Source organism: Gordonia mangrovi (assembly GCF_024734075.1).
In the GTDB taxonomy this organism is placed as follows: domain Bacteria; phylum Actinomycetota; class Actinomycetes; order Mycobacteriales; family Mycobacteriaceae; genus Gordonia; species Gordonia mangrovi.
This window is the reverse complement of record NZ_CP102850.1, coordinates 3,669,284-3,688,749: the sequence shown is the minus strand read 5'-3', so window position 1 is coordinate 3,688,749 and position 19,466 is coordinate 3,669,284. Positions and strand designations below refer to the sequence as shown.

The following is a 19,466-nucleotide window of genomic DNA, read 5'->3' as shown; positions in this document are numbered from 1 at the left end:
CCTCGAGACGGAGAAGGGCCGGCTCCGCGGCCTCGGGGGATGAGGGTGACCGCGGAGCCGGCCGCACGCGCCGGCCGGTGAGGCCGGAAGTCTCTGGCGAATCAGGCAGGCTGGTTGGCCTCGATCTCGAGGGTGATGGTGACCTTGTCGCCCACCACGACGCCGCCGCCCTCGAGCGGCATGTCGATGTCGATGCCGAAGTCCTTGCGGTTCAGGACAGTGCTGGCCTCGAACCCGGCGACCGCGCCGTGGCCCATGCCGGGGTTGGTGCCGTTGAACTCGAGGTCCAGCTCGACCGACTTGGTGACGCCCTTGAGGGTGAAGTCGCCGGTCAGGACGTAGTCGTCGCCCTTGGGTGCGACACCGGTGGAGACGAAGGTCGCCTTCGGAAACTGCTCGGCGTCGAAGAAGTCGGCGGACTTGATGTGTCCGTCGCGCTGGTCGTTGCCGGTGGTGATCGAGGTGACGTCGATCTCGGCCTGCACCGACGGGGTGCCGTCTTCGGCAATGGTGATGGTGCCCGAGAAGGCCTCGAAGTTGCCGCGCACCTTGCTGACCATCAGGTGCTTGACGGAGAACGCGACGGCCGAGTGGGCCTGGTCGATGGTCCAGGTGCCGGTGGCGATCGGTGCGGATACGGCTGTGGTCATGGTGATTCCTCCAGTGAGTGGTCTGTGGGTCTTGTGGGCCCTCTCGACCCAACACCACTCTAAACGGACCATGGTCCGATTCCATTCCCGGGGCGGCAAAGAATTTTTCTGGCGACCTCAGCGCGTGGTGGAAATCCCTCCGTCCACGGGGATGACCGCACCGGTCAGGTAGCTGCCGGCCCTGCTCACCAGGTACACCGTCGTGCCGATCACGTCGTCGGCACGTCCGATGCGGCCCAGCGGCGAGGACGCCGCGATCTCGTCACCACGTTCGGCCAGGAAGTGCGCCATCATGCGCGACTCGAACGGGCCCGGCGCGATGGCGTTGACGGTGATGTTGCGCGACCCGAGATGACCGGCGAGGTGCCGGGTCAACTGGTGCACAGCTGCCTTGCTGGCGGAGTAGGAGTACGACTCGGTCTGCGGTACCCGAATGCCGTCGATGCTGCCGATCATGATCACTCGCGCGGGGTCGTCGGCGGTTGCGGAGGCGAGCAACTGCGGCAGCAGCGCCTGGGTGAGGACGAAGGGGGCCTGCACGTTGAGGTCGAGGACCCGGTCCCAAGCGGCATCCGGGAACTCCTCGATCGGAGCACCCCAGGTGGCTCCGGCGTTGTTCACCAGAACGTCGAGTTGCTCCACCTCGCCGGCGACCTGGGCCGCGAGTTCCCGGCAGGCCTCCGGGGTGGACAGGTTGGCCTGGAATGCGATGAGGCCGGCGGCTCTGGCGTCGGCCAGCGCGGACTCCTTGCGTCCGGCGATGATCACCCGCGCGCCGCGTTCGGCCAGACCGTGCGCGATCATCGCGCCGATCCCGCTGGTGCCGCCGGTGACGAGTGCGGTCTTTCCGCGGATGTCGAAGAGGTCTGCGGTCATCGTCGTCGGTACTCCGGTCGTCGTTTTTCGAGGAACGCGGCGGTCGCCTCGCTCCGGTCGTCGGTCATCGCGGTGATCATCTGTTGCCGGTTCTCGAACTCCACGGTCGCGGAGAACGAGTTCGATTCGACCGCCGCCCACATCCCTACTTTGGTCAACTCGACCGAGAGTGGCGGGTTCGCCAGGATCGATTCGGCGGTGGCGATCGCAGTCGCCAGCAGGTCGGCCTGCTCGACGACGTCGACGAGCAGGCCGTAGCGCAACGCGTCGCCGGCATCGAACTTCCGGCCGGTCAACATCAGCTCATGCGCCCGGCCGGTGCCGACCAGGCGCGGCAGCAGCCAGGACACCCCGATGTCACAGGCGGAGAATCCGGCCCGGATGAACCCGACCGCATAGACGCTGTCCGCCGACCCGATCCGGATGTCGCTGGCGCAGACCAGCGCCAGTCCGCCACCGGCGGCCGCACCGTTGACGGCGGCGATGACCGGCTGGCGCAGTCCGTGGATTCGCCGTGCCAGGCCGGCGATGTCCTGTTGCCGTTCGAAACTCGAGATCATGGCGCCGCGGTGCTCGTCCGCGCCGTCGTCGCCGTACCCGCGCAGATCCAAACCGGCGCAGAACGCCCGACCGGCACCGGCGAGGATCACCACGCGGCACCCCTGGTCACCGTCGAGGTCGTCGAGTGCGGCCGTGAGATCGCGCACCATGTCGGCGTTGAGCGTGTTCATCGCGTCGCGGCGGTCCATCGTGACGATCGCGATCTGCCCGCGATGCTCGACGGTCACAGTGCTCATCGGCCACACCGTGCCATGTCGGAAATCACATATATGGTCATGATGTTGTTCGTACCACCACGTGGCGGATCGATCCGAACAGGGGCCGCCGAATCTAACGCCAGGCGAATACCGGCTGCTCGAAACCGTCTACACGGGTATGACGTTCGCGCAGGACCACTTCGGCGAACTGGTAGATCACGGCCGCGGTGGGCGCGTGGACCAACGCACCGACGATGGGCAGCTGGATGACGGGGCGATCGGATTGCGGAATGGTGAGGAACCGAGGCTCCACCATCAGTTCGTCGAAGGTCACGAAAAACAGCTGAGCGACCTCGTCCGGGTTGGGGGCGGGTACGTGCGACCCGTCCGACCAGCACACGACCGGCGTGATGACGAACCCGGATCGGGTCGGATAATCGTCGAGCATGCCGAGCACGCTGCCGGCCGGCAACTGCACGCCGATCTCTTCGTGCAACTCCCGCAGTGCCGCCGTCGGCTGGTCCTCACCCGGATCGAGCCGCCCCCCGGGCAGCGCGTACTGCGCTGCATGGCGACGCATCGTGGCCGGACGTTTGGTCAGCCAGATGCCGTGCCGCCCGTCCCGCTCGGCGATGGTGATGGCGACCGCAGCAGCGCGTGCGTCGGGCAGGTCGACCGCCCGGCGCTCGAATCCGGAGAGCCGCGCGGCGACGGCGGCGCGGTCGAGAGTGCTCACCCTCCCAGTTGACCATGACCACGCTCGCCGGTGCTGGGTGTGTCCACATGGGTAACTGTCATCCACGGTGGTTGTTTCGTGTGTGAATGTCAGATCCGTATGTGGTTGCGGGCCGAGTTCTGCCGCCCGAGGTGATAGCTGATCACGGCAAGCCCGAACAGCCCGATACCGAGATTGAGCAGGGCACCGAACCCTTCCAGGGCGAAATCGACCAGCGCGTTGGTCAGGGTGAACACCAACGCCGCCATCCGTAGTGACCGTAGCGGCCACGCCCTGTCGATGCGTCGGCGCGCGAGCATCGCCGGCAACGAGAACCCGAGGGTGACGATGCCGCTGACGAACAGAATCCAACTCGCCGTCGCATTTCGGCTGATCTCGAAGTAGAGGTCGACCTCGTCAGTCCCCCGGCTGTTGAAGATCCAGGCCAACACACCGATCACCAAGGTGTAGGCCGAACTGGCAACAAGTAACCAGCCCACCACCGATACCCAGTGCGGGCTGCGGAACACTCTGGGTATCAGTCCGGCCGCCTGATCACGCAGCCGCATCAGCCGATCCGGCGTCTCTGCGCTCGCCTCGAGCAACCCCCGGATGTGACCGATCGCGGTGGGGTCGGCACCTTGTGCCGCCGCGACCTCGAGGAAGCCGACCGCCTGCCGACGCCGGCGAGCTGGCAGACCATGCGAGATTCCGTCGGCTGCGATGGTGGCCGCGTTGGCCATCGCCTCGGCAACCGTCGGCGTCTTGACATCCCGGACGAGACGGCTGATGAGCAAAACCAGGACGACGAGGATGTACATGATCTCGGCCGAGGGGCCATAGAAGTAGTCGTTGTCCTTCGTGATGAACTTGCCGATCTCGTCCAGGAACAGACCGAAGCCGATGCCCCCCATCACAATCGTGGTGATCCTGGTGGCCGGCCCCAGGAACAGCCAGTTGATGACCAACGCCAGCATCATGAGCGCGCCACCCCACAGGGCGTGCGCGATGTGCAACGTCCCGCCGCCGACCTGCGGATACCCGGTGAGCTGAAGGCAGAGCCGCGTCACCAGGATGGTCCCGATCGCGAAGATGAGGAACCATTCCACCGACGTGGTGCCGTAGATGCTGCGGACCACCACCGCGTTCGCCCGATTGCGCGTCGCTCGCGATGTCACCGGTCGCGATGTCATTGACGCAGTATTGCGCGATCATGACCACTGACGGGCACGTTCACGCGATCAGATGAGTCGGTGCAATGGTCAGCTCAGACGCGGTTCTCCGCTCGTGTGCCCGCACGGGAGGGCAGGGGTGCCTCCATGTCGACACTCACCAGAGTTGTTCGTCCTCGAGCAGGCCGCCGGCCCCGAAGAGGTCGAAGAGCAATCGCGTCGGGCGCGTCGGCGCCAGGACCGTGATCCGGCCGGTCCCCGCGATCGGGTGTTCGGCGATTGCGCCGACCGCGCGCGGGCTCATGAAGGTGACGTCGGAGAGATCGACCAGCACTCGAGCAGACCCGAGACTCGCGCGATTCAGCGCCCGCTGGAGGTCACCGCATGCCGCGAGGTCGATCTCGCCGGCGACGTGCACGTGGACGCTACCTTCGGAGCGCTGCTCGATGGTGCACTCGTACAACGGAACCGATTGTTGCCGAGTGCTTTCCATTGAGCCGATGACATCGACGACGTCAATCGTGTCGTGCTGGTCATCAGTGTGGAACGGAGCAATCGTCATGGCATTCACCGATCGTCGCAGGGGTACTCGTCCGCCGTCACGGACGCGCTCTGTGCCACATCCCGCCGGTGGTTCCAAGCTACCGACGGGAGCCGACATTCACGCCCGCGCAGGAGACCAGTGATACCGCACCGAGATGGCCGGTCTCGGAACAGTCACGGAACACCATCTCGGCGCGCACTCGCTCCGAAACTCAATGGGCGGTCCGGCTGCTGGTCATCGACTCCGCGGAGTCCACGAGTCGCGGAATGCCTACGTCAACTGGCCGAGGGTACGGGAGCCGAGATGCGGTCGATTCCGCCTAACAGCGGATCTGCGCACAAGCCATGGAAGAACGATTCCTGTGGCAACCGATCCCCGGAGGGGTCCGGCGGCAGCGCAGATTCGTTTGAGTCCGTGCTCCCCGTAATGGAGTTCGCCGGAGCGGGAGCCGGTGGAGGCCGGAAGGCGGGAACGCAGGACCGGAGCCTGGAGGCTGGGAGCGGGAGCGCGGACGGTGGGGTGCCCGGAGGGTGGGGCCCCGACGGTCGCGCAGGAGCGGGAGGCCGGGAGGCGCAGGGCCGTAGGGGGGTGTCCCTATGGTTCTTGTCAAGCGGCTGCTGGTGATGGTTGGCGGTAGGGTTCGCGGTTTCTGAGCATGGCGTGGAGGACGTCGCAGCGTCGGCGGGCGAGGCAGATGAGGGCGGCGTTGTGTTTCTTTCCTTCGGCGCGTTTGCGGTCGTAGTATGCGCGGCTGGTGGGGTCGTGCAGCGCGGCGAACGCGGAGAGGAAGAAGGCGCGTTTGAGTTTGCGGTTGCCGAATCGGGCGGGGTGCTCGCCGCGGATGGAGGTGCCGGATCGGTGGGTGACTGGGGCGATGCCGGCGTAGGCGGCCAGGTGGCCGGCGGTGGCGAACGCGGAGCCGTCACCGACTTCGAGGAGGATGCGGGCTGCGGTCCTGACGCCGATGCCGGGCATCGAGGTCAGGACTTCCGAAAGAGGGTGCGCATCAAGCATTTCCTCGATCTGGTCGGCGATTGATTTTCTTTGCAGCAGTGTCTCTTTCAAGGTGTCGGCGAGTTTCGGTAGAACGGTGTCGGCTGCGGTGGTGCCGGGCACGGTGACTGTCTGCGTGTCGAGTGCGGTGAAGATGTCATCGACGAGGCGGGCACCCATGCGGGGTGCGTGCTTCGTGGCGATAGTGGTCGGTTTGCGGCGCCCAGCTTTGCGCAGTCCTTGTGGCCCGCCGTGACGGGAGAGCATCTCCAGCACCGCCGGATGGGTGACGCGTGGCCCCAGGACACGTTCGAGGGCGGGATGGATGCTGGTGAGCAGTCCGCGGATGCGGTTGCTGATCCGGGTGGCTTCACCGGCGAGGTCGTCGTCGAAACCGACGAGGACGCCGAGTTCGGCCAGCGTCTCGTCGCCGGTGTCCACGTGGCGCAAGGTGTGGGGCATGGTGCGGGCAGTGTCGGCGATGATGAACGCGTCGCGGGCATCGGTTTTTGCCTGGCCTGGGTAGAGGTCGGCCACTCGCCGCATTGACAGGCCTGGCAGGTAGCCGACATCGTGGCCACAGGCGCGGGCGACGGTCACCGGTAGGGCGCCGATCGTGTTGGGCTGATCGACGACTATCAGCATCGGTCCGTGGCCGGTGAGCCGGTCGAAGACCGCACGCAATCGGCGATCGTCGTTGGGCAGTGCCTTGTCGTAGACTCGGGCGCCGTCGGCGGTCAACGCGACGGCGTGATGTTCGCTTTTCCCCACGTCAATGCCGCAGAACACGGCGTAGTCGGTGTTCATCAGGTCCCTTCTCGTCGAACGAGAACGGTCGCCGATCCGACGTCCATGCCCGGCACCCACGTTACGAGGAGACCTGCTCCACGATCGAGCGGCCCTGTCCCTATCAGCGGTCCATCGACGTCCACCACATCCGGCGACACCACCCCCGGATCATGCGTGCGACAGGGGCAGGAAGTCATACCGGATCTGGCGACCGTAGCCCCTTGGTCAAGAGCTACGAAAAAGGTAACGGGGAGCCTGGAGGCCGGAGACGGCGGGAGCGCCGGCACTTCAGGATCGTGTGCGCAAGTGCGGTCTGAGGATCCCCAGTTTCAGTGGACACCCGAGATAGCGGGGCGAGGGGTCCTGCTGGAAGGATGTCGCCATGTCCAGGACGCGTCGGTCGTTCACACCTGAGTTCAAGGTGGAGGCTGCTCGTCGGGTGAACGACGGCGGCCGGCCGATCATTGAAATCGCACGTGAGTTGAACGTGCATGAGAACTTGTTGGGTAAATGGGTTCGTACCGAACGACTTCGCGACGGTGTCATCGACCAGGTGCGTGACGCCCCGCCCGATGGCGAGCTCTCGGGCAGCGGGCGCGCGGAGTTGACCCGACTTCGTGCGGAGGTCACCGAGAAGCATCGGGACATCGCGTTCCTGAAAAACGTATCGGCGCACCTTGCGGCGCAACAACATCGGTGAGCAAGTTTGAGCTCATCACCGCGGAGTGCGCCGACCACGACACCTCGAAACTGGCTGGTTCGCAAGGTGTTTCACGCTCCGGGTTCTATGCCTGGGGGACTCGGCAACGCCACACCGAACCGACGGCACGTCAGCAGTGGCGTCGGGATCTCGAGGTCAAGATCGCCGCGCACTGGAAGGCGTCGCAACGCACCTACGGCTCGCCGCGGATCACCGCTGACCTGCACGCCGAAGGCGTGGCGGCCTCGGAGAACACCGTGGCCAAGATCATGGCCGAGATGTGCATCGAGGGCATCAGCCCACGCACGTTCAAGACCACCACTCAGGTCGATCCGAACGCGCCGTTCCCGCCCGATCGGGTAGGCCATCAGTTCGACCAGGGGCGGATCGACGCCGTGTGGACCTCGGACATCACGTACCTGACCTGCGAGGAAGGTGATGTGTATCTGTGCGCGATCCGCGATGAGCACTCGCGCCGGATACTGGGCTGGGCGGTGGCCGACCACATGCGCACCGAGCTCGTCGTGGCCGCCGTCGACGCCGCGGTGCACACCCGCGGCGGGTCGGTGGCCGGCACCGTGATGCACAGCGACCGAGCCAGCCAATTCACCAGCCACGACATGGCTGCCGCATGCTCCAAGCACGGCCTCAAACGCTCTATGGGCGAGACCGGGATGTGCTGGGACAACGCCGGCGCGGAGGCGCTGTGGTCGACGGTCAAGCGCGAATACTACAAACGCCACGCCTACGACACGATCTCGAATCTGACTGCAGGACTTGATAATTACATCCGATTCTACAATCCTGACAGGAGACACACGGCGTTGGGAATGATCTCACCTATCCACTTCGAGACCGCCGAACCGACAAGCCAACAATCAAGCTAACCGTGTCGACTATTTCGGGGGAGCCCCACCCTCAATCCGGAGGAGGCACTCACAACCTGAGCTCTCCGGAAACACCGGGACGGATCATGGGGACCGTAAGGTCGTCTACATGTTCGACAGCAGTTCGCCAAAGGCCGAACTCAACCGTTTACTCGCATCATGAGGGCTTAGTTCACAGCAGGGTTGCCCCGGCATCAGCGGGCAAGGCGACACCGGTCACATGACGGGATTCATCTGAAGCCAGCCACGAGACGACTGCACTGATGTCCTCTGGCTCGGCCCACGGGACCGGCAACGCATTTAGCGAGCGAAAAGCGTCAAGACAATCATCCGCAGTAGGATTGTCAAGATCAGGACGGAAGAGTCGAAACAATCTGTCGCTGAGCAACATATCGGTGGCAACAGACGATGGGTTCACCGAGTTCACTCGGATCCGATATGGAGCGAGTTCGAGAGCGAAAGCCTTCATCAGACCCGTGACTCCGTGTTTGGCGGCGATGTAAGCCGCCAGGTTGCGCTGTGCTTTAATTCCGAGCGAAGAGCCGACGATGACGATCGAGCCGCCCTTATCGAGTTCAATCATGGACGGAATCACCGCTTTGAGGGTGCGCCAGACCCCCGTGAGGTCGATGTCGAGAACGTCCTGCCATGTCTCATCGGTTATCTCCCAAGCATTTCCAGGTCGCTGCGCGATCCCAGCATTGGCACAGACCACGTCGACACTTCCGAACGAGGACATGGCAGATGCGACGGCGTCATCCAGACCGGATTGGTCTCGTACGTCAACAGCAAGTGGCAGCACCCTCGAGCCGGTCTCCGTGACCAGTCGAGCCGTCTCCTCGAGATCCGACTGTTTCGACAGCAGATAGTCAACCGAGAGAGCCGATTCCGCCGGTAAGTCGAGGGCGACTATGGATGCACCCTCTCCGGCCAGCCGGACGGCATGTGCCCGTCCTTGGCCACGTCCGGCGCCAGTTATCAGTGCGACCTTTCCAAGAAACTGACCCACTTCATTACCCTTCGCTCCGGCACGTATTCTGTTTGACCAGCCGGTCTGGCCTGGGTGGTCATGGGTTGGTCGCCCCTTTGAATCACTCTAGTACTAGAGTTTGTCAACGTCAACGGACGTTGATAGCCTGAGATCGATTTCGAGCGCGACCTTCAAAGCAATTCACGAAATGCCTACGAACGATGCCCCCTGGTGACATATATGTGCGTTCACGACTATAGATACAACGACTACTGCAACGCCCTAGGGAGGCATCCATGACGCGGCTTGCGGGTAAGGTGGCCATCGTCACGGGTGGTGCGCAAGGGATGGGAGCTTCACACTGCCGGGCGGTAGTTGCTCACGGTGGTGCCCTGGTCGTCGCAGATGTTCAAGATGGCGTCGGTAGCCGACTCGCAGCCGACCTCGGTCCCGCTGCGCATTACGTGCACCTAGACGTCACCGACGAGGCCGGTTGGACAGACGCGATCGCTGAAACACTCCGTCACTTCGGCAAACTCAACGTTTTGGTGCACAACGCGGGAATCGTCCAGCACGCCCGGCTCGGGAAGTACACACGGGCCGATTGGGATCGAATGTTGGCCGTCAACACCACCGGACCGTTCATCGGAACCACGATTGCGCTGCAAGCACTCACCGACGCGGCTCCGTCGTCGGTGATCAACATCGCCTCCGGTGCCCGCTTTCGAGGTCAAGCCGGCATGCACGGCTATACCGCGAGCAAGTGGGCGTTGAGAGGCTTCACACGTTCGGCTGCACTGGAATTAGGAGGCCGCGGCACCCGTGTCAACTCGATCTGCCCGGGCGTCATCGCCACACCGATGACGGCGGAGGGTGATTTCAGTTCCCACTTCGGCCCCTTGGTCGAGCGGGCGATCCATCTGAAATCTCTAATCTGGTCGTCAACCTTGCGAGCGACGATTCGTCATATTCCACTGGCGCGGACTTCGTCGCTGACGGGGGCGACCTCGCTGGTCCGCTGCTGGTATGAGCGCGAACCGTGCGAACAAGCGCGCTCGCGCAATGTAATCCCGGCAGGTCCGCATCATCGAGGGAGTGGAAGAAGTGTTGAAGACCGCGTTTACCGAGACATTCAAAATCGACCATCCGATCGTCTGCGGTGGAATGACCGCAGTCGGAACGGCCGAGCTGATCGGCGCTGTGGCAAACGCGGGAGCACTCGGCTTTCTGACAGCACTCACGCAACCCACCCCTGAAGCGCTGGCAAAAGAGATCGCCCGCACACAGTCGCTGACCGATAAGCCGTTCGGCGTGAATCTGACAATTCTGCCTACCATCGAACCGGTCCCCTACGACGAGTACCGGGATGCCATCATCGACGGCGGGGTCAAGATCGTCGAGACCGCCGGCGCCAACCCCGCCCCACATCTGCCGGCGCTCAAGGGTGCCGGGGTCAAAGTTGTCCACAAGGCTGTCTCAGTTCGGCACGCCGTCAAGGCAGAGAAGCTCGGAGTCGACGCGGTGTGCATCGACGGGTTCGAGTGTGCAGGGCACCCGGGTGAAGATGATGTCTCGGGCCTCGTCCTGATCAATGCCGCAGCACGGCAGCTGACGATTCCAATCATTGCCTCTGGCGGGATCGCGAACGGCGCCGGACTCGTTGCGGCACTCGCGTTGGGTGCATCCGCGGTCAACATGGGCACCAGATTTGTGGCCACTACTGAAGCGCCCGTCCACGACAACGTGAAACAGCAGATCGTGGCCAATGACGAGCGCTCGACACAAATCGTGTTTCGTCAGTTCCGCAACACCGCCCGCGTCGCTCGCAACGCGGTCTCCGAAGAGATCGTCGAGATCTCGAGTCGTCCCGGCGCAACCTTCGCAGACATTGCCCACCTCGCCTCAGGCGCACGTGGGCGGTCGGAGGTCCTGGATAAAGGCGTCATGGATGGCGGCATGTGGTGGGCGAGTCAAGCTCAGGGACTGATCTTCGAAGTCGACTCCTGCGCCCGGGTGGTCGCCACGATCATGGATGAGGCCCAAGCACTGATATCGGACACACTTCCTGCCCTCACCCAGTAAGCGTGTGCGGATTGCCCAGGAGAAACCGATCCGTCCCGGTGTTTCCGGAGGTTCGTCTTAAAGGGAGAAAGCCCAGACGGGCGAATGGGATCCTGAAAGCGGCATCGGCTTTCTTCGCGGCCGAGATCGACCGGCCACACCGGCAATCGAGGACTTCATCCGCACCGACCAGGGACATCGGGTGGGTGCGGATGGTCTTGTCTGGGGTGTCGATTCGATGTGTACTGTGCTCTCTGAGCATGGGTGGCGCATCGCCCCGTCCACGTACTACGAGCATATCAATCGCGGCCCGAGCGCCCGTGTGCTGCGCGATGCGTACGTCATCGACGCGATTCACTCGCTGCGCAAGCAGCAACCGCTGGCGCAGATCCTGGGTTCACGTAATACCTGGATAGTGTTGCGTGGCAGAGGTATAGATGTTGCTCGATGCACTGTTGAACGGGTTATGCGGGAGATGGGATGGCGTGGCGCGAGCAAGAAGAAGCGGGTACGCACAACCGTGCCCGACTCGGGTGCGCAGCGGCCGGCGGATCTGGTCGACCGGCAGTTCTGTGCCGCGGCACCCAACCGGTTGTACGTGGCTGATTTCACCTACTGTGGCACCAAATCAGGTTGGGCGTATACGGCTTTCGTGATCGATGTGTTTGCCCGCACGATTGTTGGCTGGAAGGTGGCCACGGAGATGACGGTGAACCTGGTGACAGATGCACCGACCCGGTCTCCGATCGCCCAATCCGTGACCCCAACACCCAACTTCGAGATCACGCCAGCCGGTTCGTGCCCGAGCACGATGGGCCGTCGCGGGAAGTAGCCCAACCACGCTGGGTCGTCGACGGCCGAGACATCCGAATGACACAACCCGGATGCCTTATGGCAATCAACGCCTCACCCGGTGCCGGCTCCGGGTCAGGCCACTCGACCAATTCCACAGGGGTGCCCGTTTCGGTGAACTGCCAGGCCCTCATACGTGTCCCCGACACTCGGCTCGATCATGCGACATTGACGACCATCGCAACATTCTGCGGCCCACCGGCATTCGTCACCGCAGCAACCTTGGCCCCGGGTACCTGTCGCTCCCCTGCCTGCCCACGAAGTTGGACCACCGCTTCGGCAAGGAACTGCAATCCGTGGACTCTGCCCTCCGCGATGTGCCCGCCGCTGGTGTTCATCGGCATCTTCCCGCCGGGGCCGATCGTCTTTCCGCTGTCGATCCAGTCGCCGAACTCACCATCGCCGCACAATCCGAGCGCCTCGGCCCAGGCGATGGTCAAGTAGGTGAATCCGTCATAGAGCTGGGCCGTGTCGACATCTGCTGCCGTGAACTGAGACCGCGACCAGAGTCGGTCCGAACACAACTTGGCGCCGCCATACAAGAAGTCGTCGCCGAAGATCCACCGGGTATCCGGATTGCCCCCGTTCGAATACGCGATCGCGTCAACGAGCACAGGCGTCTGCTGCAGATCTCTGGCACGTTCTGCCGTGGTGACGATCACCGCGACCGACCCGTTGACCGGGTAGTCGCAGTCGAACACCCTCAGCGGGTCAGCGATCATCCGGCCGTTCATGTAGTCGTCCATCGTGATCTGCTCGCGCAGCACAGCCTGCGGATTGAGTGCGGCCCACTTTCGCGCGTTCAGGACAACGTGACCGTAATCCTCCTCACTACCGCCGAGTTCGGCTAAACGGCGCCGCTTCCGCATTCCGATGCCCATCAGGACACCTGCCCAGCCGTACGGCGCAAGATATTGCTCGGCACCACGAACGGGAGCACTGTCGGTGGAGACCGCTCCGGCGTAGCCGGTCGACCGGGTCATACAACGCAGCGCGAGGACGGTCTCGGCGGCACCGGACGCAACCGCCATGATTGCTTCTGTCGCGCTGACAAGCCCCGAGGGCCCCGTACTGGGCGACAGATCACCCCACACCGCCAGGTCGCTCATGCCGAGCATTCGCGCGACGTCGTGCGTCGGTATGTCGTCTTCGAAACGATAGTGGTACATGCCGTCGATATCGTCGGCGAGCAGGCCGGCATCTGCCAGTGCCCCTGTGCACGACAGGTATGCCAGCTTTCTCGGGTCGTCGAGCCCTCGACGACTGAAGGGCGAAAAGCCCACGCCGACAATCGCAACATCACGCGAGAGAGAACCCATGTTCACAGCTCCTTCGACACTCTGAAGACCGGAACGGTCTGCTCGCCGCGGTCGTCGAAGTCGACGATGAGCGGAAGCCCGATCGAAAGTTCTTCGAGCGGGGTGCCGACGATGTTGGTTATCATCCGTAGGCCAGGTTGTTCTTCGAGTTCGACGAGGGCGATGACATACGGAAGATGATCGGCGAATCCGGCGTGGAAGGCCTGGCTCAAGCCGGCATAGCTGTAGAGGGTCGCGCGCCCCGAGACCTCGACGTATTCGAGGGTTTCCCGTCTAGTCCAGGGCGACACCGTGTCCGGCGGATAGATGTAATTGAGGGTCTCGCTGCAGCGCTGGATCTTCAACTTGTGTTCGTTGGCGCCTGCCCAGAACTCGACACTTTCGAATGCCGGCCACGGAGCCGGTTTGGCGACGACGGATGGTGCGGTCACAGGACACTCTTTTCGACCGCGGTCACAAGATCATCGAACAAACCCACGTAGAACTCGCCGTACTCTTCGGCGAAGGAATTCGGCAGGACGTCCGTGATCCATACGAGTCTGCATCCGGCGCCGTCAGTTTCGAATATCTGCATCGAGGCGGCGTGGAAGGTAGCGCCGAACAGATTAGGAACCGTATAGGTCGCGCGGCGGTGCTCAGGGTCGACCGCAACGCCCAGTTCCCAGACCTCGTTGCCTTCCAAGTCCGTCACGACTCGGTAGTCACCCTCTTGGCGTTCGGCGGAAGCTCCGGAGAACACGTGGACCTCGGACCTGGTGAACCTATCGATGAAGTCCCACGCCTGCTCGGGAGTTACCGACAGATCGGCTGACTTGTAGATTGACGCCATGTCGTTTCCGTTCTCGTGTGGTTGAAGTGATCCGGACGATTGCCGGACCGAGTGTTCAGGGGAGCTTTGACAGCGACTTGATTTCAAGGAACTCCTCGAATCCCTGCTGTCCGTACATTTTTCCATTGCCTGATTGGCGATATCCGCCGAAGGGCGCGTCCGGGTCGAAGGTGACGCTATTGATGTCGACCTTGCCTGTACGGAGCGCCCGAGCCACACGTTCGGCGCGGACGATGTCCTCACCGTAGACGGCGCCCGCCAACCCGTAGACAGAGTCGTTGGCGATGCGGATCGCGTCTGACTCACCATCGTGGGGAATGATCACCTGAACCGGTCCGAAGATCTCTTCCTGCGCGATGGTCGCTTTCGAGTCTTCCACCACGAACACTGTAGGTCGCACGAAATTTCCGGCTTGGACTCCGTCGGGACGGCCGGTCCCGCCGCCGACGAGACGAGCGCCCTCGGCGATTCCGGTCTCGATATAGCCTTCGACGCGCTTGCGGTGAGCTTCCGAGGCCATCGGTCCGACAGTCGATCCGGAGTCGAGCGGATCACCGACCTTGATGTCGGCTAGGTATTTCTCGGCGAATCCCACCGCTTCCTCGAGCTGCCCGCGCGGGACGATCACCCTGGTGAGGCAGCCGCATCCTTGGCCATTGGCCGTAGTGACCGAGTCCATTCCGGCACGGATCACAGCGTCGAGATCTGCATCGTCGAGCGCGACGAGTGCCGATTTGCCGCCGAGTTCGAGGGAGACCCGTTTGACAGTGTCTGATGCGAGGGCACTGATCCGCTTGCCCACCGCGGTCGATCCGACGAAGGAGACCATGTCGACCATCGGGTTGGTGACGAGCGCTTCGCCTACTTCGGCGCCGGTACCCACGACAAGATTGAACACTCCCGCCGGCAGGGCGGCCGCGTCGATTGCCTCGGCGAGCAGGTACCCCGTGAGGGGTGCGATCTCGGCCGGCTTGAGAACGATTGTGTTACCGGCGGCAAGCGCCGGGGCCACCTTGATCGACATGAGTAGCAAAGGGAAATTCCACGGCGTCATCGCACCGACGACGCCGATCGGTTCGAACGCCAGCGTCGAGTGCTCGAGCTGCTGTGTCCATTCGAACGCTCTTGCCCGCTCGCCGTAGCTGGAGTAGAGACTCGCCGCCAGCCCTTGGAAGGCCTCGGCCTGTGGGCGGATGATTCCGACCTCCTGGCAGAACAGCTCGACGAGTTCGGGCATCCGCGCGTTGAGTTGTTCGGACACAGCCGACAGGTAACCGGCACGCTCGTCCGGACTCAACGCGGCCCAGGCCGGTTGGGCACGGGCCGCAGCATCGACAGCGTCGCCGGCGTCGGCCGAAGATCCCAGCGCCACCACTCCGATGGGTTCCTGCGTCGCCGAGTTGTTGATCGTCAGATTCTCGGTCCCCTGAGATGCGGTCCATTTCCCGTCGATGTAGAACTCGTCTCGCTGATACATCTCAATCACCTTTTCAGTGCGGTTGTTCTGGGTAGGCAGACTCTCGGATCAGAAATCGGCGTCACGGATAGACTTCGCCCCCATCGACCTTCAAGCTGGCTGCACTCACGTACGAGGATGCGTCGCTTGCGAAGAAGAGCGCCGCGCCGACCACGTCTTCTGGTTCACCGAGACGTTGCAGCGTGGTGCCCTTGACTTCCTCGAGAACTTGGTCCATGTCCCAGGCCTTGCTGATGTCTGTACGGAACCTTCCGGCCATGATGCAGTTGACACGCACCTTCGGCCCGTAGGCCCGGGCCAGGGACTGCGTCATGTTCAGTACCCCAGCTTTCGCTGCTACGTATGGCATCGCGATCGGCGTCGGATGGATGGCACCGATGGAACTGATGTTCAGTATCGACCCGCCATCACCGTCAGACATTCGTTTGGCAATCAAGGTGCTGAGCCGGAACACGCTCTTGAGGTTCACGTCCAGTGTCTTGTCGTAGAGTTGCTCGGTGATGGACTCGAGCGATTCGTAAGGCACTGACACACCGGCGTTGTTGACAAGGACATCGACTCTGCCGAACTCTGCGTACGCGACGTCGGCGAGGTTCTTGAGGTCGTCCCACTTGCCGACGTGGCAGCCGACTCCCAGTGCACGACGTCCGTACTTCTCTGTCAATTCGCTCGCCAGCTTTTCGCAGTTCTCCGCCTTCCGGCTCGCCACGATCACCTCTGCCCCTGCCGCCGCGAACCCGCGCGACATGGCCTGACCCAGTCCTCTGCTGCCGCCGGTGATCAGTGCGACCTTTCCCTCGAGTGAGAAGTTCGGAAGTGCTGGATCTGTCATGGGTGGATCTCCTTGTCTGGGCCCTGAGGGCGTGAAGGATTTAACGGTTGACGGATATCGCGGTCGGCAGAACCTCGGAAGTGTGTTCGCCGAGGCGAGGCGACCTCGCCGGCGGACGTTCATCAAACGCCGAGAACCGATAGGGCGCACCCGGTGTTCGGGCGCTCGCGGCATCGGCGAAGTCGACTTCGTTGAAGAACTCACGGACGCGGAGGTGTTCGATTCCGAGCACCTCCTCCGGGGAGTACACCGCACCGATTGGCATACCGCGCTGCTGGCCTTCACGGAAGGCCGTCTCCGCATCGATCATCAAGAAGAAGACCTCCAGCACTTCGTGGATGTGCGCGAAGTTCTCTTGGCGATATGCGGGGTCCAGAAACGCTTCGTCCACGAGGTCCATCGAAAGCCCATGGCTATCCAGCCATTCGAGCATGATCATCCACGCCTTCTGTTCGTTGAGTATGAAAACGAGCACAACATGTCTGCCGTCGGCGCACACGAACTGAGCAGGTGCGGTCTGAGTCGGTGATGCAAGGCGAGCAGTCTGGCGTCCGATCTTGACCCTGGGGTAGAACCAATACGCATTCGCCAGCTCGACGGTAATGGCCATCGCATCGTGAACGGCCAGATCAATGAAGTCTCCACTGCCAGTGGAGAGTCTGTGGATCAACGCCAGCAGGGCCGCTGAATGCGCGAAACTCGCGGCCGTGTGAAAGGTCTGGTTGCCGGTCGGCCTGATGGGCGGGATGGAGTGGTCGTCATAGCCGCAATTTGCGAGAACTCCACTGGCCGCGAACGCGACGAGGTCACACGACTTCAACTCGGACCACGGACCGGTGAGGCCGAACGGGGTGATCACGATGCTGATCAGCTTCGGGTTCAGCCCCGTCAGCAGTTCACTTGAGAGTCCGAGTTCACGGAACTCGGCAAGATGACCGCTGAAGACGAATATGTCGGCATCTCCGAGCAATGTGGTCAAACGGTGTCGTCCGGACTCCGTAAGTACGTCAAGCACAACGCTCTTCTTGCTCACGTTGTAATGCCAATAGGTGAGACTGTGTTCGAGATCCTCTCGGTCGCGGAGATACGGTCCGATCCGACGGCTGGGCGATCCGCCCGGGGGCTCGATCTTGATGACGTCCGCACCCATTTGGGCAAACAACTTGCCAACCAGCTCACCGGCAGCATTGTTGGCGAACTCGACCACTTTGAGGCCACTGTACGGCCGCTGTGAAGCCATCGTCAGATCACCCCACTATCGTGGAGATCGGAAAATTGTTCCGACGGCATCTGCAACAGCTCCTTGAAAACGTACTCATTGTCCTCGCCCAACAGTGGAGAGGACCGCCAGTGAACAGGTTTGCTCGCATCCGCCAGGAATGGCGTCCCTTCGAACGGTGCAGGCCCGATCTCGGGATGGTCCATTTCCACGAACACGCCGCGATGAGCCAACTGAGGATCACGATCAACGACGTCCTCGGCGTCTTGCACCAGAGAAGCCCGAACCCCGTGCTGTTGAAGAAGACCTGCCACTTCGCGGCCACTGCGGGCCCCCGTCCACTCCGCCACCTTCTGGTCGAGGCTCGCCACTGCACCGCGTCGTCTGGCTTGATCGGCGAACTCGGGCGCCGCGGCCCACTGCGGCCGACCGAGCGCATCGACAAACCTGTCCCACTCCGCATCATCGAAGACCGCGACCGCAACCCAGCGGTCTGGTTCGCAAGTCGGGTAGACCCCATGTGGTGCCGCATCTGAGAACTCCAACAGGTTCCCAGGCGGGAAATCCGAATCCCGATAGGTTCTGTTGTTCACTTCCGCATCGAGGAGGGCCGGTCCGATCAGATGGACCGACGCTTCGAGAGCGGACACGTCGATCTCCGTGCCCTCGCCTGTCAGGGCCCGATGATAAAGAGCCATCAGTATCGCGGCGCTGGCGTTGTACGCCGCCTGGTTGTCCATATAGGACATACCCCAACCAGAGGGTTCCCGATTCGGCAGGCCGCTCGAAAAGGTCAGTCCACCAACAGCTTGCACAACCGGACCATAGCTCCGGTAGAACTCGTCGGGTCCGGAATGCCCGAAGCCACTCATTCGGGCTGAGATGATCGACGACTTGATCTCCCGTAGCGCGTCATAGGCGAGATCCCATCGCTCCATGATCCCCGGAGCGAAGTTCTCCGTCACAACATCGCTTCTCGCGATCAACCGTCGCACCAGCGAACGCCCCTCCTCGGTCCTCATGTTGATGGTGACGCCGAGCTTGTTGCGGTTGTAATTGTTGAAGTGGCCGCTCATGTTCGGGCTCGCACCAGCGACCTCTTGGCTCATGGCGCGACTGGAGTCGCCCTTGTAGATAGGCATCCGCCTGGTGAGGTCGAGCCTGGTGCGATCCTCGATCTTGATGACCTCGGCGCCGAAGTCCGCAAGGAATCGCGTCGCGAGGGCTCCGACTCCCACCCAGCAAAAGTCAGCGATCCGGATCCCCGCGAGTGGCCCCTCTCCACGCTCACGCCGCGCAGCGGCGGATCGGCCGGTTTCCGGCACACGTAATTGCACTTGAGAGTCCTTACAGCTTGTGGTTTCGAATGCCATGACTTCCCTGACTACGCTGCTTTTTCGGAAGTGCAGGCGGTGGAGAGCCCGTTAGTCCGAAGCGGGCAGCGGCTTGCTGTCTTTGAGCGTCAGGACGACGCCGTCAATACTCAGACTTCCAGAACCCCCGCGCGTAGCCATGACCTCGACAGCCTCACTCTCGGGCAACACGTACCTCTTGCCGATAAGTGTTCCGGCGTCCAATCCGTCGGCCGGCGTACCGATCTCGCCACCCGACAGGTCAGCTGACATCGGGTGTCCACCACATTCGAGGCTGAACTCCTCGGCGGCCTTGATGATGATCACCTGGGTCGTACACACCGTGCTGGCCAACCGTTGACCGGCTTTCAAGACCGACGCAGTCTGATCCGTCATCAACTTCTCCATCATCTACTCGTTGAATATTCAATTCACTCTTCGGGTCACCGTAGAAGGACCGGACCGTGTGCG

The 19,466-nt window shown here is 62.8% G+C and carries 21 protein-coding genes and 3 pseudogenes; 7 read left to right on the top strand and 17 right to left on the bottom strand.

Going from position 1 to position 19,466, the window contains the following annotated elements; translation table 11 throughout:
• Positions 1 to 101: 101 nt before the first annotated feature.
• From NWF22_RS16745 to NWF22_RS16715, 7 genes are all read right to left on the bottom strand, one after another.
• Positions 102 to 650, bottom strand: a complete 549-nt coding sequence (locus NWF22_RS16745; RefSeq protein WP_160904343.1) for a YceI family protein — start codon at positions 648 to 650, stop codon at positions 102 to 104.
• 117 nt (positions 651 to 767) lie between these two features.
• A complete protein-coding gene (locus tag NWF22_RS16740) occupies positions 768 to 1,526 on the bottom strand; it encodes an SDR family oxidoreductase (protein WP_160904344.1) in 759 nt (252 codons plus the stop codon).
• Positions 1,523 to 2,323, bottom strand: coding sequence for an enoyl-CoA hydratase/isomerase family protein (locus tag NWF22_RS16735; RefSeq protein WP_160904345.1), 801 nt, complete (start codon positions 2,321 to 2,323; stop codon positions 1,523 to 1,525). The genes NWF22_RS16740 and NWF22_RS16735 overlap by 4 nt, the downstream gene beginning before the upstream one ends.
• A 94-nt stretch (positions 2,324 to 2,417) precedes the next feature.
• On the bottom strand, positions 2,418 to 3,020 hold the full coding sequence (locus NWF22_RS16730) for an NUDIX hydrolase (protein ID WP_160904346.1): 603 nt from the start codon (positions 3,018 to 3,020) through the stop codon (positions 2,418 to 2,420).
• An 89-nt stretch (positions 3,021 to 3,109) separates the two neighbouring features.
• Positions 3,110 to 4,141: a hypothetical protein gene (locus NWF22_RS16725; RefSeq protein ID WP_160904422.1), complete on the bottom strand. Its 1,032-nt coding sequence runs from the start codon at positions 4,139 to 4,141 to the stop codon at positions 3,110 to 3,112.
• Between the two features lie 187 nt (positions 4,142 to 4,328).
• Entirely contained in the window at positions 4,329 to 4,733 is a 405-nt protein-coding gene (locus tag NWF22_RS16720; RefSeq protein WP_160904347.1) for an STAS domain-containing protein, read from the bottom strand.
• A 588-nt stretch (positions 4,734 to 5,321) separates the two neighbouring features.
• Positions 5,322 to 6,515 carry an IS110 family RNA-guided transposase gene (locus NWF22_RS16715; RefSeq protein WP_160904348.1) on the bottom strand — a complete coding sequence of 398 codons (1,194 nt, stop codon included), beginning with the start codon at positions 6,513 to 6,515 and terminating at the stop codon, positions 5,322 to 5,324.
• 421 nt (positions 6,516 to 6,936) lie between these two features.
• Between NWF22_RS16715 and NWF22_RS16710 the strand changes: the two genes are divergently transcribed.
• Complete coding sequence (locus NWF22_RS16710; protein WP_258321181.1) at positions 6,937 to 7,197, top strand: transposase; 261 nt, start codon at positions 6,937 to 6,939, stop codon at positions 7,195 to 7,197.
• Positions 7,194 to 8,084 (top strand): IS3 family transposase, encoded by an 891-nt coding sequence (locus tag NWF22_RS16705; RefSeq protein WP_160904350.1) that lies wholly within the window; start codon positions 7,194 to 7,196, stop codon positions 8,082 to 8,084. Before NWF22_RS16710 ends, NWF22_RS16705 begins: the two co-directional genes overlap by 4 nt.
• 172 nt (positions 8,085 to 8,256) lie before the next feature.
• Here the strand turns inward: NWF22_RS16705 and NWF22_RS16700 are convergent, their stop codons facing one another.
• Positions 8,257 to 9,093, bottom strand: a complete 837-nt coding sequence (locus NWF22_RS16700) for a mycofactocin-coupled SDR family oxidoreductase (protein WP_160904351.1) — start codon at positions 9,091 to 9,093, stop codon at positions 8,257 to 8,259.
• A gap of 257 nt (positions 9,094 to 9,350) precedes the next feature.
• Between NWF22_RS16700 and NWF22_RS16695 the strand changes: the two are divergent.
• From NWF22_RS16695 to NWF22_RS16685, 5 genes and pseudogenes are all read left to right on the top strand, one after another.
• Positions 9,351 to 9,995, top strand: a pseudogene (locus tag NWF22_RS16695) (SDR family NAD(P)-dependent oxidoreductase); the annotation flags it as partial.
• A complete protein-coding gene (locus NWF22_RS24595) occupies positions 9,980 to 10,084 on the top strand; it encodes a hypothetical protein (RefSeq protein WP_373692019.1) in 105 nt (34 codons plus the stop codon). The pseudogene NWF22_RS16695 and the gene NWF22_RS24595, both read left to right, overlap by 16 nt.
• Positions 10,085 to 10,158: 74 nt before the next feature.
• Entirely contained in the window at positions 10,159 to 11,136 is a 978-nt protein-coding gene (locus tag NWF22_RS16690; protein ID WP_160904423.1) for an NAD(P)H-dependent flavin oxidoreductase, read from the top strand.
• Positions 11,137 to 11,210: 74 nt separating this feature from the next.
• Positions 11,211 to 11,413, top strand: a pseudogene (locus NWF22_RS24590) (IS3-like element IS987 family transposase); the annotation flags it as partial.
• Between the two features lie 87 nt (positions 11,414 to 11,500).
• Positions 11,501 to 11,845, top strand: a pseudogene (locus NWF22_RS16685) (DDE-type integrase/transposase/recombinase); the annotation flags it as partial.
• On the opposite strand, the gene NWF22_RS16680 reads toward NWF22_RS16685, so the two are convergent.
• The 9 genes from NWF22_RS16680 to NWF22_RS16640 form a co-directional block, all read right to left on the bottom strand.
• Complete coding sequence (locus tag NWF22_RS16680) at positions 11,728 to 11,994, bottom strand: alcohol dehydrogenase catalytic domain-containing protein (RefSeq protein WP_325064881.1); 267 nt, start codon at positions 11,992 to 11,994, stop codon at positions 11,728 to 11,730. The pseudogene NWF22_RS16685 and the gene NWF22_RS16680 sit on opposite strands and share 118 nt — an antisense overlap.
• 131 nt (positions 11,995 to 12,125) lie before the next feature.
• The gene (locus tag NWF22_RS16675) at positions 12,126 to 13,286 is read right to left on the bottom strand and encodes a thiolase family protein (RefSeq protein WP_202399090.1); all 1,161 of its coding nucleotides are present in this window, start codon (positions 13,284 to 13,286) and stop codon (positions 12,126 to 12,128) included.
• A gap of 2 nt (positions 13,287 to 13,288) precedes the next feature.
• Entirely contained in the window at positions 13,289 to 13,717 is a 429-nt protein-coding gene (locus NWF22_RS16670) for a Zn-ribbon domain-containing OB-fold protein (protein ID WP_160904354.1), read from the bottom strand.
• Positions 13,714 to 14,115: an SRPBCC family protein gene (locus tag NWF22_RS16665; protein WP_160904355.1), complete on the bottom strand. Its 402-nt coding sequence runs from the start codon at positions 14,113 to 14,115 to the stop codon at positions 13,714 to 13,716. Before NWF22_RS16665 ends, NWF22_RS16670 begins: the two co-directional genes overlap by 4 nt.
• A 55-nt stretch (positions 14,116 to 14,170) precedes the next feature.
• A complete protein-coding gene (locus NWF22_RS16660) occupies positions 14,171 to 15,592 on the bottom strand; it encodes an aldehyde dehydrogenase family protein (RefSeq protein WP_160904356.1) in 1,422 nt (473 codons plus the stop codon).
• A gap of 61 nt (positions 15,593 to 15,653) precedes the next feature.
• On the bottom strand, positions 15,654 to 16,424 hold the full coding sequence (locus NWF22_RS16655) for an SDR family NAD(P)-dependent oxidoreductase (RefSeq protein ID WP_160904357.1): 771 nt from the start codon (positions 16,422 to 16,424) through the stop codon (positions 15,654 to 15,656).
• A gap of 40 nt (positions 16,425 to 16,464) precedes the next feature.
• A complete protein-coding gene (locus tag NWF22_RS16650; protein ID WP_258321180.1) occupies positions 16,465 to 17,631 on the bottom strand; it encodes a CaiB/BaiF CoA transferase family protein in 1,167 nt (388 codons plus the stop codon).
• 35 nt (positions 17,632 to 17,666) lie between these two features.
• Positions 17,667 to 18,980, bottom strand: coding sequence for a CaiB/BaiF CoA transferase family protein (locus tag NWF22_RS16645; RefSeq protein ID WP_258321179.1), 1,314 nt, complete (start codon positions 18,978 to 18,980; stop codon positions 17,667 to 17,669).
• Positions 18,981 to 19,067: 87 nt separating this feature from the next.
• On the bottom strand, positions 19,068 to 19,406 hold the full coding sequence (locus tag NWF22_RS16640; protein ID WP_233752057.1) for a hypothetical protein: 339 nt from the start codon (positions 19,404 to 19,406) through the stop codon (positions 19,068 to 19,070).
• Between the last annotated feature and the right edge of the window lie 60 nt (positions 19,407 to 19,466).